Origin of the sequence: Hallella seregens ATCC 51272 (genome assembly GCF_000518545.1) — a bacterium.
Classification (GTDB): Bacteria; Bacteroidota; Bacteroidia; order Bacteroidales; family Bacteroidaceae; genus Prevotella; species Prevotella seregens.
Map to the genome: position 1 here is coordinate 46,125 of NZ_JADU01000025.1, position 13,881 is coordinate 60,005.

Genomic DNA, 13,881 nt, shown 5'->3' on the forward strand with positions numbered 1-13,881 from the left:
GGCTTCTAAAATAATTGGGCGACAGGAAAAGGAACCTGTTGCCCAATTATTTTGGCAAGCGGGAAGCCACGGGAATGCCGTTTGGCATTTTCCGAATGAGTCTTAGCCCTGGATTTTAGACAGCTCTGCAGCCATCTGTTGTTGTAGCTCCCGTGCTTTCTGTCCTGCCATTTCCGCAAAGTCTTCTCCGTTTCCGGCATAAATGATGCCGCGGCTGGAGTTGACCAACAGGCCGCACTGACTGGTCATGCCATACCGGCACACCTCTTGCAGACTGCCGCCCTGGGCGCCGACACCGGGCACAAGCAGGAAATGCGACGGCACTACGCGGCGAATATCCTCGAACATCCGACCTTGGGTGGCGCCTACGACATACATCATGTTGTCTTCGTCGCCCCACGCCTGGCTCTTGCGCAGCACTTTCTCAAAGAGCCGTTCGCCTTGTGCGTCCTCCGTGAGCTGGAAGTCGTGCGAGCCTTGGTTGGATGTCAAGGCCAGCAATACCACCCACTTGCCCTCGTAGGCCAGGAAGGGCTTCACGCTGTCCTCTCCCATATAAGGAGCCACAGTGAGAGCATCGAGATTGTACTCCTCGAAGAATGTGCGGGCATACATCGTGGAGGTGTTGCCAATGTCGCCGCGTTTGGCATCGGCGATGATGAGATGCTTGGGACATTGCTGTTTGAGATAGGCTATCGTGCGTTCAAAAGCAACCAAGCCTTTCACGCCCAAACTCTCATAGAAAGCCAGGTTGGGCTTGTAGGCCACGCAATAGGGGGCGGTGGCATCGACAATGCGCTTGTTGAATTCAAAAACAGGATCTTCGGCTGTCTGCAAATGAGTTGGGATTTTCTTGATGTCGGTATCCAAGCCGACGCACAGAAACGTCTGCTTGTCGAATATCTGTGCTACGAGTTGTTTGCGAGTCATGGGAGGGTTATAATTCGTTTTCTTTGAGTTTCTCTGCATTTTCGGCTACGGTGAGATGGTCTATCATGTCCTGAATGTTTCCGCCGAGGAAACCTTGCAGGTCGTGCGTGGTATAGCCGATACGATGGTCGGTGACACGTCCCTGCGGAAAGTTGTAGGTGCGAATCTTTGCGCTACGGTCGCCCGTGGAAACCAGACTCTTGCGGCGACTGGAGATGTCGTCGAGATACTTCTGATGCTCATGGTCATAGATATAGGTATAAAGACGGCTTAGGGCGCGCTCCTTGTTCTTGGGCTGGTCGCGCGTCTCGGTGCATTCGATGAGAATTTCCTCCACTTCGCCCGTATTGGGATTCTTCCAAGGATAACGCAGACGCACGCCGGATTCCACCTTGTTGACGTTCTGGCCGCCTGCCCCGCTCGAACGGAAAGTGTCCCATTTGATGTCGCCCTCGTTGATGTTGACCTCGAACTTGTCGGCCTCTGGAAGCACGGCTACGGTGGCCGCCGAGGTGTGCATGCGGCCTTGTGTCTCGGTGGCCGGCACGCGCTGCACGCGATGCACGCCGCTCTCATACTTCAACACGCCATATACATTGTCACCACTCACGGCAAAGTCTATCTCCTTGTATCCTCCTACAGCACCCTCCGAGACGCTGGTCACGCTCAGGTTCCAACCTTTCGAGTCGCAGAACTTCTTGTACATGCTGAACAAGTCGCCGGCAAACAGAGCTGCCTCGTCGCCGCCGGTTCCGGCACGAATCTCCATCTGTACGTTCTTGGCATCCTCAGGATCCTTGGGTACGAGGGCAATCTTGATTTCCTCTTCCAGCTGCGGCTGCAAAGCCTCATTGGCAGAAAGCTCTTCACGGGCCATCTCTTTCATGTCGGGGTCACTTTCGTTAGCCAAAATATCCTTGGCTTCGGCGATGGCGTTGAGACACTCCACATATCGCTTGCGGGCATTCATGATGTCGCCAAGATCCTTGTACTCTTTGGTCAGCTTGACGTATCGCTGTTGGTCGGCTATCACGGATGGGTCCGTAATCAGCGTTCCCACCTCTTCGTAACGGGCTTCCAGCCCGTCCAGCTTCTCTAATATGTTGTTGTTGCTGTCTGTCATTAATAATTGAATTCTCCGAATTCGGAGGTAATGGTTAAAGAACGTTTTCCTTTTTCTACGTGTCCCACTATCTGGGCATCGATGTTGAAGCTCTTGCTCACAGCAATTACCCGTTCGGCCACTTCCGGTCGTACGTATATTTCCATACGATGGCCCATGTTGAACACTTGATACATTTCTTTCCAGTCTGTGCCGGAGGCATCGTGGATAGCCTTGAACAGTGGGGGAACAGGGAACATGTTGTCTTTCACAACACGGCAATCCTCGCCCACGAAGTGAAGCACCTTGGTCTGCGCGCCACCTGTACAGTGAATCATACCGTGTATTTCGGGCCGCAGCTCGTCGAGCAGTTTCTTGATGACTGGAGCATAGGTGCGGGTGGGGGAGAGTACCAGCTGGCCGGCATCCACCGGAGAATCCTCTACGGCATCCGTCAACCGGAACTTTCCACTGTAGACCAACTCATTGGGCACGGCGTGGTCGTAGCTCTCGGGATATTTCTTTGCTAAGTATTTGGCAAACATGTCATGACGGGCACTGGTCAGTCCATTGCTGCCCATGCCACCGTTATAGCGGTTCTCATAGGTGGCCTGGCCCGTGGAACTCAGTCCCACGATAACGTCGCCTGGACGGATATGGGCGTTGTCGATCACATCCGCACGTTTCATGCGGCAGGTGACGGTTGAGTCCACGATAATGGTTCGCACCAGATCGCCCACATCAGCCGTCTCTCCACCCGTGGGCCAGATGTCAATGCCCATACCCCGCATTTGGGTCAACAGCTCGTCGGTGCCGTTGATGATGGCACTGATGACCTCGCCTGGCACCAATGCCTTGTTGCGTCCGATAGTGCTTGAAACCAAAATCTTGTCCGTTGCACCTACACAAAGCAGGTCATCGGTGTTCATGACGATGGCATCCTGAGCGATTCCTTTCCACACGTTAAGGTCGCCTGTCTCTTTCCAATAGATGTAGGCCAGCGACGATTTGGTGCCGGCCCCGTCGGCGTGCATGATGTTACAGTAGTCGGGGTCGCCACCGAGTATGTCGGGAATAATCTTGCAGAAAGCCTGTGGGAAGATGCCCTTGTCAATGTTCTTGATGGCGTTGTGTACGTCTTCTTTCGCTGCACTTACGCCTCGCATCATATATCGGTTGTTCATATTTTCTTTGATTTATCAGTCTTGTTTTTCTTGTTCTGCCTCCCTTATTCCTTGCTGTTCCAGAACTCCCAGCTGGCAAAGGCTTGCAGCAGAAGCATTTCCAAACCATTCTTGACAGTTGCATTCTGGGCCAATCCTTTCTTCATGAACAGTGTCTCGTCCGGATTGTAAATCAAGTCGTAGAGCAGCGTGCGGCTGTCCATGGCTTCGTAAGGCAGATTGGGGCACTCGTCTGCATGAGGATACATGCCGCTTGGCGTACAGTTGACAATGACGTTGTACTCCTTGACAACGTCTGCTGTCACCTGCTCATAGCAGATGGTGTCGGGCCGCTCAAACCGACTCACTTTCACTGTTTCCAGCCCCAGAGCCTTAAGTCCAAAGTCGATGGCTTTCGATGCCCCGCCTGTCCCCAGCACCAAGGCTTTTTTGTGATAGGTTTCAAGCAAAGGCTCAATACTCTTGGTAAACCCTATGACATCACTGTTATAGCCTTTCAGGAGAGTCTTCTTGCCTTTGTGAATCACTTTGATGACGTTCACGGCCCCGATGGCCCTGGCTTCCGGACTCAGTGAGTCCAGATAGCTGATAACTTTCTCCTTGTAAGGAATGGTGACATTGAGGCCGCGCAGTCCGGGTGTTGTGTCGATAATCTCCTGAAACCCGTCTATGGTGGGAATTTCAAAGTTTTCGTAGACGGCATCAATGCCCTCGTTCTGGAATTTCTCATTGAAGTAATTAACAGAGAACGAGTGCATCAGCGGATAGCCTATCAGTCCATATTTATCCATCGTCTGTATACTTTATCAGGTGGGACTATTGTGGTTTGGGTTATTTTTCGGCGAAGTAGAGCGTACAGATGCCAAAGGTAAGTCGACGAAACGAAACCTTGCGGAACCCTGCCTTTTTCAGTATAGCCATCATCTCCTCTCCCTGCGGGAAAGCCTCAATGGTGGCCGTGAGATAAGAATAGGCACTCTTGTCTTTCGAGATAAAACTGCCATAGACAGGCAAGAAAGTATGAGCATAAAACGTAAAGAGTGACTTCATTGGAAACGAGATGGGCCTTGTCAACTCGGCAATGCTCAGATGTCCGCCTGTCTTCAGCACACGGAACATCTCCCTGAGCCCTTGATCCAGATCCTCGAAATTACGAATGCCGAAGGCAGCGGTCACGGCATCGAATGTCTCGTCGGCAAAAGACATGTGAAGCGAATCCTCCCGACGGAACGAGATAACCTCGTCCAATCCCTCTGCTTTCACTTTCTTCTTTCCAATGGTCATCATTCCTTCGGAAATGTCAGCCCCTATTAGTTTCTCCGGTTTGAGCATCTTGGCTGCCAGTATGGCAAAGTCTCCCGTCCCCGTGGCTATGTCGAGCACGACCCGAGGGGCATAGGGCACCAGCTGTCCAATGGCCTTGCGCCTCCATGCCTTGTCAATGTTCCATGACAGACGATGGTTCAAGGTGTCGTAATTAGGGGCAATGTTGTCGAACATTTCCTCTACCAACGCCCCTTTGTCGCTCTTCTCGTCGTAAGGCTTGATTTCCTCTTGCTTATACATAAGGTGGGGTTACTTGCGGGAGGCAAGATAGTCCTTGACGTTTTTTTCTATGCGAGCTGCAATATCTCCTGCCTCTGCGGCTTTGTCGAACTTCTCTCCGGTGATGTGCTCGTAAAGTTCTATGTAACGATCCGACACGCTCTCGGCATACGCATCCGTTATCTCGGGCATGGTCTGGCCTGGCTCGTTCATAAAGTTGTGCTCTATGAGCCATTGACGTACAAACTCCTTGGAGAGTTGTTTCTGGGGTTCGCCCTTGGCCAAGCGCTCCTCGTAGCCGTCAGCATAGAAATAACGGCTGGAATCGGGAGTATGTATTTCGTCTATCAGATAAATCTGATCGCCTTTCTTGCCAAACTCATATTTGGTATCCACAAGAATCAGTCCATGCTTGGCCGCAATCTCTTGGCCACGAGCAAAGAGCTTGCGTGTCCAGTCCTCAATGACGGCATAGTCCTCGGCCGACACGATGCCTTGCGCAATAATTTCTTCACGCGAAATATTCATGTCGTGACCTTCGTCGGCTTTCGTCGTCGGCGTGACGATGGGTTCGGGGAAACGCTCGTTCTCGTGCATGCCCTCGGGCAACTTCACGCCGCACAGTTCGCGACAGCCATCCTTATAGGCACGCCAAGCCGAGCCGGTGAGGATGGAGCGAATGATCATTTCCACGCGGAATCCCTCACACTTCACACCCACGGTCACCATAGGGTCGGGGGTGGCCAGTTTCCAGTTGGGGCAGATGTCGTTCGTGGAGTCTAAGAACTTGGCGGCAATCTGATTGAGCACCTGTCCTTTGAAAGGAATGCCCTTGGGCAGCACCACATCGAATGCAGAGATTCTGTCCGTGGCGACCATCACAATCAGGTCGTCGTCGATGTTGTAAACGTCACGTACTTTGCCGTGGTAAACACTCTTCTGTCCATCAAAATGGAAATCAGTATTCGTCAATGCTTTCATAAAACTGTATCCCCTCGTCTTCCCCTTATGGGGTACTTATACAGAGGGCTCCCATATTAAGTGATTGAATTTTAGTTTTCTGTGATGATATTGGTATCGAGCATCGGCACCTGGCTTTCGTGTGTGGGCCTTGTCCTTAGCCTGACTTTATTGGTCTTCTCCTGTTCCTGTTTTTTGTCGTAGGCATCGTAGGCTGTTACAATTCTTGTGACGAGTTTGTGGCGCACGATGTCTTTCTGTGAAAGGTTCACCACCGATATGCCTTCAATGCCCGAGAGAATCTTCAAGGCTTCCTTGAGACCGCTCTTCTGTTCGTGTGGCAGGTCTATCTGGGTCATGTCGCCCGTGACGATCATCTTGGTGCTCCAGCCCATACGTGTCAGGAACATGCGTATCTGGGCGGGTGTCGTGTTCTGTGCTTCGTCCAGAATGACGATGGCGTCACTTAGCGTCCGTCCGCGCATGAAAGCGAGCGGGGCTATCTGAATGATACGCTTTTCCATCATCTCCTGTAGACGCGTGGCCGGAATCATGTCTTCCAGCGCATCGTAGAGAGGTTGCAGATAGGGGTCTATCTTGTCTTTCATATCGCCGGGCAGAAACCCCAGCTTCTCGCCGGCTTCCACAGCCGGCCGACTTAGGATAATCTTTTTGGCCGTCTTCTCTTTCAGGGCTTTCACAGCCAGCGCGATGCTCAGATAAGTCTTGCCCGTACCGGCCGGCCCCACGGCAAATATCATGTCATTCTTCCCGAAAGCGTCTATCAGCTTCTGTTGGTTCTCCGACCGACCCTTGATGGGTCGCCCCGAAATGCTGTACACCAGCACGTCCGTTGCGGCATCGGCCTTGGTCTTATGTCCTTTCACAATGTCGAGGATATCTTCGTCCGAGATGGTGTTGTATTTTAGCACGTGCCTCCGCATATTCTCAATGCACTCTTCTATCCGTGCCATGTCCTCTTCGTCGCCCAGCACGCGAATCACGTTGTCGCGGGCCATGATACGCAACTTGGGGAATAGGGATTTGAGCATCTGAAGATGACCGTTGTTTAGACCGTAAAAGGTCAGCGGATCAATGTCTTCCAATACGATATGCTTCTCTATCAATGTATCTGTTCTTTTGAATAATGATGTGGAATATTGATGTTGCAAAGTTACAAGAAAATTGTGAATTGCAGGTTGATTTAGTGCGAAATCTTTCCGAAAGATTGCCGTTTTTCCAATGTTTTTGTTTTGTTTTTCTTCCGATTTATGCTATTTTTGCACATGAAATGAAAATAACGAAAAGAAGATATTTGGAAGGATTTCTGGCCGTCACCTTGCTTCTGGCATTGGTCAGGTGTATTTTCCCCTCTGTGGCGGCCCACCGTCCTGCTGCCGGTGCCCCTTCGTCCACTGACTCCGGGTCTGCCACCGATTCCGATGCTATAGCAACGGCAGAAGCCTCCCGGCCGACCCGTCGCGACAGTATTGCCCTTGTACGCACGATACCTCATAGACAAGGGACATCGAGTTCACGTTTTTTCCATCCTGACGGCAGTCTTGTCAAAAACCGCATCTTGAGTGTTCCGGGCTATTCCAAGTCGTTCCCTGACCAGCAAGACGTGCAGTTTGCTGCTGCCAACAAGTGGGGCGTCAGCCCAGTGACCGACCGTGAGGAAGCCGAACGCCGCAAGGCAGAGCTGGTGTATGTGGGCAGCAATCCGTATTTTCATGTCGATAAGCTTCGCAACAGCATTCCTTATCTCGTGCCGCGTGCCTCAGTGTTGTTGCAGGATATAGGGCGCAACTTCTTCGACAGCCTGCAAATCAAAGGTATCCCCCTGCATAAACTCATCGTTACAAGTGTGTTGCGTTCCAAGTCCGACGTGGAGAAACTGCGCGGTCACAACGGCAACGCCACCCAAAACAGCTGCCATCTCTACGGCACCACGTTCGACGTGTGTTACAACCGCTACAAAACGGTCGAGGCACTGGGCACGCCACGCCGCGCCGTACGCAACGACACGCTGAAGTATGTGCTTGCCGAAGTGCTGCGCGACATGCGCGAATCGGGACGGTGCTACATCAAGTACGAGGTGAAGCAGGGGTGCTTCCACATCACCGTGAGGTAGGGCTACAGCAGCAGTCGCCCTATCTGGAACACTACTGCCGACACCACCCAAGCCAAGCCCGTGGTGTAGCCGGCTGCAAAAAGTGCCCATTTCCATGAGCCTGTTTCGCCCTTGATGGCTGCGATTGTGGCAATGCAAGGGAAGTAGAGTAGTACGAATAGCAGGAAGCAGTAGGCCGTCAGTGTGGCAATGGGCGCTGCTTCATCCATGGTCATTCCGTGCATCTGGGCCAAGTCGGCGGTCATCTGCTGGCGCAGTTTTTCGTATTTCCCGTTTTCGTCATTATAGCTGTTGTCATCTGAAAAGCTGTCGTCGTTGGAATAGAGCACGCCCATCGTTGAGGCCACTATTTCCTTAGCCCCTACACCGGCTATCAGCCCGATGTCGAGTTTCCAGTTGAAACCCTGCGGCTGGAAGAGGGGTTCCACGGCCTTGCCAATGTGTCCGATGTAGCTCTGCTCCTGCTGTTGCTGTTGGTCGAGCTGGTCGTTGTGAGGGAAATAGCCCAGTGCCCAAACGATGATGCTGGCCACCAGGATGATTCCTCCCATTTTTTTCAGATACTGTTTGCCCTTTTCCCACGTATGGCGTAGTAGGGCCTTGGTGGTGGGAAAGCGGTAGGGTGGCAGCTCCATCACGAATGGCGTGTCCTCACCCTTGACCATAAACTTGGTGAAGAGTTTGCTCATTACTACGGCCATCAGTATGCCGATGAGATAGAGCGAGAGCATGACGAGCCACTGCATGCGCAGCCCGAAGAACGTGCCCACAATCATGATGTAGATGGGGATGCGGGCTTCGCAGCTCATCATGGGCAGGATGAGCATAGTGACCAACCGCGAACGCCGGCTCTCGATGGTGCGTGTGGCCATCACTGCCGGCACATTGCAGCCGAAGCCCATGATGAGCGGGATGAACGATTTGCCGTGCAGGCCCATCTTGTGCATCAGCTTGTCCATAATAAAGGCTGCCCGCGACATGTAGCCGGAATCCTCCATGAACGAGATAAACAGGTATAGAATCAGAATTTGCGGCAGGAATACGATAACCGCACCCACGCCGCCCAGCACGCCGTCGATGAGCATGGCTCTGACCGGGCCCTCGGGTAAAAACTGGCCGAGCAAGCCCCCCAGCCACTCCACGCCAGCCTCTATCCAGTCCATGGGATAGGCCCCCAGCATGAAAGTGGCGAAGAACATGATGCCCAACATGAGGATAAAGATGGGGAATCCCACAAACTGATTGGTCAGAATACGGTCGAGCAGATGGGTAACTTGGTAGGTGTCCTCCTTGTTGCCCGTCTCGTATTGGGCTTCCTCCAGCGCACCGTGGATGAAACCGTATTTGGCATCCATGATGGCAGTCTCTGAGTCTTCTTTGGTCTCTTCCTTGACACGGCGGGCCGCCTCATCCCTGTGGCTGAATATCTCGGCGGCATCGGGCAGCGTGCGCACATAGTTCTCCACCTCGCTGTCGTTCTCCAGCAGCTTGATGGCCAGGTAGCGGGTGGAGTAGCGTTCGCGCAAGGCGCGCTCCATTTTCAGGTGTTCCTGTATCTCCTGAATGCCGTGTTCTATCTCGTGTCCGTGGTTGATGTGGATGTGCCGGTAGTGGGGGTCTTGATCCTCGGCGCTCTCATAAGCCTTGATGATGGCTTGGAACAGTTCGGGCACTCCCTTGCCCGAGGTGAAGACTGTGGGCACCATAGGCACGCCGAACAGGCGCGAGAGCGTGTCAATGTCGACGTGGTCGCCGCGTCGCTCGGTCTCGTCAAACATGTTCAGGGCTACCACCATGCGCACGTGCATGTCGATGAGCTGAGTAGTAAGGTAAAGATTGCGCTCCAGATTGGAGGTGTCGATGACGTTGATGACCACGTCGGGCGTCTTCTCTACCAGCTGCTTGCGCACGTAGAGTTCCTCGGGCGAGTAGGCCGAGAGCGAGTAGGTGCCGGGCAGGTCCACCAGATTGAACTGGTAGTCGCCGAAGACGGCATGCCCCTCTTTGGCATCCACGGTGACGCCCGAGTAGTTGCCCACGCGCTCGTGTGCGCCCGACGCAAAGTTGAAGAGCGATGTCTTGCCGCAGTTTGGGTTGCCCACGAGGGCCACATTGATGACCCGGCTCTCGCTTCTGGCTGCCGCCAGCATCTGCTCGTCGGTCAGGGGTTGGGTGGAGGCAGCGGCCGGACTGGCTTCTGCCTGTGGGGCTACGCCTGACGGTGCCGTAGCTGTGGCATCCGAGTTTGTGCTGCGGTGCATCTGCTTCTGGCGGGCCTCGTCTTCGGTGATCACTTCTATCATTTCCGCCTCGCTATGGCGCAGACTCACCTCGTAGCCCATAATCTTATACTTCACAGGGTCGTGCAGTGGGGCGTTGAGCAGCACCTCCACTCGCTTTCCACGGATGAATCCCATCTCAACCACTCGTTTGCGAAAGCCGCCATGTCCTGTCACCTTGACAATGATGCCACTCTCACCCGTATGCAATTCTGATAATTTCATGTCTCCTTGCTTTGCATGATTACAATGCAAAATTACGAAGAAATCACGGCACAGAGTCGGGTTTTCACCGACGGAATCACGAGAATACCTAAAAATGGGGATGCAGGAATTGAGAAGTATATATAAGAGGTGTGGGGCATAGCCTTTACATGTGAGTTTTTTAATTTTTCCCGGCTTTCTCTTGCCCGTTTCGCAAACATTCGTTAACTTTGCAGCGCATTTGTCGCAAAACATGTACACCATAAAGAGATACAACAGAGCAGAAGAGGCACAGGGAAAGATGATTTTTCCTGCAAATTTTTCGTCGAATTATTTGGTAGTTCCAAATAATTTGCTACTCTCTCTCTAAGAGCCAGACTTACTACCTCTCTCTAAAACATACACGCGTACGCGCGCGAGGTGAACCTCGCGCAACCCCAATAGGCAAAGGACTCCCCGGAGTTTCCTTTGCCCCACTTTTCGTACCCTTTTCGCAGCCGGACGAAAAGGGAAATAAGCAGCTTTTAAACACTTCAAAAAGCAAATTAAATCCAAACTAAAATGAAGCGTATAAACATGAAAACAAAAAAAGAGCAAGACAAGCACAGGCAGCCCTATGTCTGCCCCAACTGCGAGGTCGTCGCCGTGGAGAACGAAAACGCCATCCTTGTCGGCAGTCCGCCCATCAGCACAACTCCCATCGTAGTTCCTCCCGGGGTTGATGACAATGACACGAATTTGGACGACGAAAACAATGGCGTGCCAGCCAAACAATTCGAGCCTTGGAAGTGGGACGAGGAATAGTCCTGCTTCGGTGAGCCTAAACGGCTGACAGGCCAACAGAATGCCTGATGGCAGCAGAGGACAAAGAAGAAAACTCAAGTAAAATCATTTAAAAACGGAAGTATGAAAACAAAATGGAATAAATATCCCCCATTCAGCGTTGCCGTGCAGGCGCTGTCTCTCGCAGTCCTGCTCATGGTCGTCTCGTGCGCCGACAAGGATCTGCCCGATGAGGGCAATTCGCAGGAAGAACAGGGCATGGAGATGACATTCGATGTGCGCGATGTGCAGGATGCTCCCGAGGCTGATATGGAAACAGGAGACCCTGAAACCCGTGCAGGAAAGGCGAAAAGTGTCTACCCCATTGGGAAAATTGATGTAGAGGACGGCGACAGCCTCTGCCTGATAGAAACCACCGTGGATGGTGTGAACCCCGTGAAGCGCGACAGCAATGAGGTGATAACCCGCGGCACTGTCAAGACATCCATCGATGCCGATTTCGGGATGCACGCATACAGATACACACCCGTCAGTTGGTATTTTTATAATGAACGGACACGTCCTAACGGACGGACATATAAAACTTATCGATGGAAAAACGGCATCGGAGCATTGAGATTCAGAGGCTACTATCCGTATAGCACCGGAGCAGGGGCTAACGCGGACATCGTTCCCACGGGCGACTATATCGACTTTACGGTAAATCCGAGCGTGCCAGCCCAGAAAGACCTGATGCTGGCACTTTCAGACAAGATTACCTACAACAACAGTGGCGTGGCCCCGGCAGTACCGCTTCGATTTCATCACTGGCTGACGGCCGTGAAGTTTGCCGTAGGCGAAAACCTGTCATGGAACTGGACCATCAACAAGATCGAGATTCTCGGTGCCAGCAGCAAGGGGCGGTTTCAATATGGTGTGGGATGGAAAGGGCAAAATACTCCACGAACGTTTACCCTCAGTGGCGTGAGTCTTTCCACTGCCAAGGCCGTCAACAGTGAGATTACCGGTCCCAACCACACATTCTTAATGCTTCCGCAGCAACTGACCGGTAAAGGAATCAAGGCCAAAATCTATTTCACCAACGGCAAGGCCATCACAGCCACGCTCAAGGGCGAGTGGAAGCCAGGAACCACCAAGACCTACAAGTTGTCGAACTCCTCGACGAGCAACTGGAACTGGCAGATAACGGCTTCCTCGCCTGCCAACATTGCCTACAATGCCGGAACGTCCAATCCTTACGGTGTGACAAGCTATCGGCGTGCGTCCAACGGAACCGTACAGCCCGTGCCATGGAAAGTGGAAAGTTATTACTATGACGGATCATGGAAAACCACGCCACCCACTTGGCTCACTGGCCTGACAAAGAGAAATGGCAACGGTGGAACAGCAGCCGAGCAGGGCAGGGCTACGGTCAGGGTAGACTATCTGGCAGACAAGGTAACCTGGCGCAACAACCAACTGAAGAACGCACCGGCCAAAGGAACGGCTGCTGCACCCTACGACCTGTCCCTCCACGACATCAAGGGCAAAACCACGACAAGGAATACAGCCAACAGCTATGTCATCTCCGCACCTGGATATTACAAGCTACCACTCGTTTACGGCAATGCCATCAAAAATGGCGCAGCCAATGCTGTTGCCTATAACAGCCATTCTTCCAGCGGGAACCATTGCCTGTGGCATTTTCATGATGCCTTTGCGCAGGCTATCAACAATCCGTGGATAGTGGCCAGATACCGGCCTACAGGAGTATATGTGGTATGGGCCGACGAAACGAACCTCGTGAGCAATCCCGCTGTCAGTGCCGATAAATACTTCCTCACTTTCCAGGTGACAAAGGCCCAAATGAGACAGGGAAACGTGGTGCTGGCCGTAACCGATGCCTCGAACAACACGCTGTGGAGCTACCACCTGTGGTTTGCCCCCGACGATGTGCTCGATAAAATACCCGTCACCAACAAACAGGGTGTCATGAATCATTTCACGAAAGAGACCCTCGGTTGGAAATACACGGCATGGAGTGCCACCACCTACGAAACAACCCGTAGTGTAGGCATAGCCGTCAGACAGACAACTGGCCCCAAAAAGGCAGCCGTCATTTGGATCAAGCAGAATCCTGCCACCACCTATATCCGCGGCTACGCAGTGCTTTACCAATGGGGTCGCAAGGACGCTTTCCCCAGCATCAACCCAGTGCAGGGAAGCATCAACCGCAGTGGGGGGCCGGTGGAGTTCTGGAAGCAGATCAGGTATCCAAGGGCGTTCTATACGCAAGGAAACGAGGGCGACTGGCACCCCGCAAACGAGTACGACAATCTGTGGTCGGCCGACGACCCGGCACAGGACAGCCCTTACAGCAACACCATTGTCAAGACCGTTTACGACCCCACACCAGTAGGCTGCAAGATGCCTTCAACCGCTGGCTTCCAATATTTCACCTTGGGCAATGTCGTAGGTGGCAACGGTGAGGCACGGTTCAATGCCATCCAAGGATTCGAGTTCAATGCCCCTGCCTCTCCCACCGGAAAAATCTATTTCCCCACGACAGGATACCTCACAGCCGCTAACATGGACTATGGCGGCAGGAAGACCCACTTCTGGCTGTGGATGGCCAATGCGAACTACAGACACAGTGGAGTCTGTCTTTGGGGAATGCGAGACCAGATGCGTACCTGGAGCATTGTTGCCCGAGGAATGGGAATAGGGGTGCGGCCCGTGGCGGAGTAATTCCTGATATACCCAAACATCGCTCTTTGACAT

Annotated in this window: 11 protein-coding genes; 3 read left to right on the plus strand and 8 right to left on the minus strand. The window is 52.8% G+C overall.

What is annotated here, in order from left to right:
- Positions 1–102: 102 nt before the first annotated feature.
- The 7 genes from pyrF to L888_RS0108765 all read right to left on the minus strand — a co-directional run bounded on the left by pyrF (position 103) and on the right by L888_RS0108765 (position 6,848).
- Positions 103–930: an orotidine-5'-phosphate decarboxylase gene (pyrF, locus tag L888_RS0108735; RefSeq protein ID WP_027952614.1), complete on the minus strand. Its 828-nt coding sequence runs from the start codon at positions 928–930 to the stop codon at positions 103–105.
- 7 nt (positions 931–937) lie between these two features.
- Positions 938–2,053, minus strand: coding sequence for a peptide chain release factor 1 (prfA, locus tag L888_RS0108740; RefSeq protein ID WP_005843395.1), 1,116 nt, complete (start codon positions 2,051–2,053; stop codon positions 938–940).
- Positions 2,053–3,216, minus strand: a complete 1,164-nt coding sequence (locus L888_RS0108745; protein WP_027952615.1) for an AIR synthase-related protein — start codon at positions 3,214–3,216, stop codon at positions 2,053–2,055. The genes prfA and L888_RS0108745 overlap by 1 nt, the downstream gene beginning before the upstream one ends.
- A gap of 44 nt (positions 3,217–3,260) precedes the next feature.
- Positions 3,261–4,007 carry a shikimate dehydrogenase family protein gene (locus L888_RS0108750; RefSeq protein WP_005843398.1) on the minus strand — a complete coding sequence of 249 codons (747 nt, stop codon included), beginning with the start codon at positions 4,005–4,007 and terminating at the stop codon, positions 3,261–3,263.
- A 40-nt stretch (positions 4,008–4,047) separates the two neighbouring features.
- Positions 4,048–4,782 (minus strand): bifunctional demethylmenaquinone methyltransferase/2-methoxy-6-polyprenyl-1,4-benzoquinol methylase UbiE, encoded by a 735-nt coding sequence (gene ubiE, locus L888_RS0108755; RefSeq protein WP_027952616.1) that lies wholly within the window; start codon positions 4,780–4,782, stop codon positions 4,048–4,050.
- 9 nt (positions 4,783–4,791) lie between these two features.
- Positions 4,792–5,742, minus strand: coding sequence for a phosphoribosylaminoimidazolesuccinocarboxamide synthase (locus L888_RS0108760; protein ID WP_027952617.1), 951 nt, complete (start codon positions 5,740–5,742; stop codon positions 4,792–4,794).
- 71 nt (positions 5,743–5,813) lie between these two features.
- The gene (locus L888_RS0108765) at positions 5,814–6,848 is read right to left on the minus strand and encodes a PhoH family protein (protein WP_005843403.1); all 1,035 of its coding nucleotides are present in this window, start codon (positions 6,846–6,848) and stop codon (positions 5,814–5,816) included.
- A 164-nt stretch (positions 6,849–7,012) separates the two neighbouring features.
- Between L888_RS0108765 and L888_RS0108770 the strand changes: the two genes are divergently transcribed.
- Positions 7,013–7,855 (plus strand): DUF5715 family protein, encoded by an 843-nt coding sequence (locus tag L888_RS0108770; RefSeq protein WP_027952618.1) that lies wholly within the window; start codon positions 7,013–7,015, stop codon positions 7,853–7,855.
- Between the two features lie 2 nt (positions 7,856–7,857).
- On the opposite strand, the gene feoB is transcribed toward L888_RS0108770, so the two are convergent.
- A complete protein-coding gene (gene feoB / locus L888_RS0108775; RefSeq protein WP_027952619.1) occupies positions 7,858–10,359 on the minus strand; it encodes a ferrous iron transport protein B in 2,502 nt (833 codons plus the stop codon).
- Positions 10,360–10,914: 555 nt separating this feature from the next.
- On the opposite strand from feoB, the gene L888_RS13515 reads away from it, so the two are divergent.
- Both L888_RS13515 and L888_RS0108790 read left to right on the plus strand, forming a co-directional pair.
- Positions 10,915–11,142, plus strand: a complete 228-nt coding sequence (locus L888_RS13515; RefSeq protein WP_245594851.1) for a hypothetical protein — start codon at positions 10,915–10,917, stop codon at positions 11,140–11,142.
- Between the two features lie 102 nt (positions 11,143–11,244).
- Positions 11,245–13,848 carry a fimbrillin family protein gene (locus tag L888_RS0108790; protein ID WP_027952620.1) on the plus strand — a complete coding sequence of 868 codons (2,604 nt, stop codon included), beginning with the start codon at positions 11,245–11,247 and terminating at the stop codon, positions 13,846–13,848.
- The last annotated feature ends 33 nt before the right edge of the window (positions 13,849–13,881 follow it).

What these genes read in the sequence shown, in the direction of transcription:
- L888_RS0108760 (WP_027952617.1), bottom strand. Translation starts at nt 5,742, where the DNA reads ATGAAAGCATTGACGAATACTGATTTCCATTTTGATGGACAGAAGAGT.
- feoB (WP_027952619.1), bottom strand. Translation starts at nt 10,359, where the DNA reads ATGAAATTATCAGAATTGCATACGGGTGAGAGTGGCATCATTGTCAAG.
- L888_RS0108770 (WP_027952618.1), top strand. Translation starts at nt 7,013, where the DNA reads ATGAAAATAACGAAAAGAAGATATTTGGAAGGATTTCTGGCCGTCACC.
- pyrF (WP_027952614.1), bottom strand. Translation starts at nt 930, where the DNA reads ATGACTCGCAAACAACTCGTAGCACAGATATTCGACAAGCAGACGTTT.
- L888_RS13515 (WP_245594851.1), top strand. Translation starts at nt 10,915, where the DNA reads ATGAAAACAAAAAAAGAGCAAGACAAGCACAGGCAGCCCTATGTCTGC.
- prfA (WP_005843395.1), bottom strand. Translation starts at nt 2,053, where the DNA reads ATGACAGACAGCAACAACAACATATTAGAGAAGCTGGACGGGCTGGAA.
- L888_RS0108750 (WP_005843398.1), bottom strand. Translation starts at nt 4,007, where the DNA reads ATGGATAAATATGGACTGATAGGCTATCCGCTGATGCACTCGTTCTCT.
- L888_RS0108745 (WP_027952615.1), bottom strand. Translation starts at nt 3,216, where the DNA reads ATGAACAACCGATATATGATGCGAGGCGTAAGTGCAGCGAAAGAAGAC.
- ubiE (WP_027952616.1), bottom strand. Translation starts at nt 4,782, where the DNA reads ATGTATAAGCAAGAGGAAATCAAGCCTTACGACGAGAAGAGCGACAAA.
- L888_RS0108790 (WP_027952620.1), top strand. Translation starts at nt 11,245, where the DNA reads ATGAAAACAAAATGGAATAAATATCCCCCATTCAGCGTTGCCGTGCAG.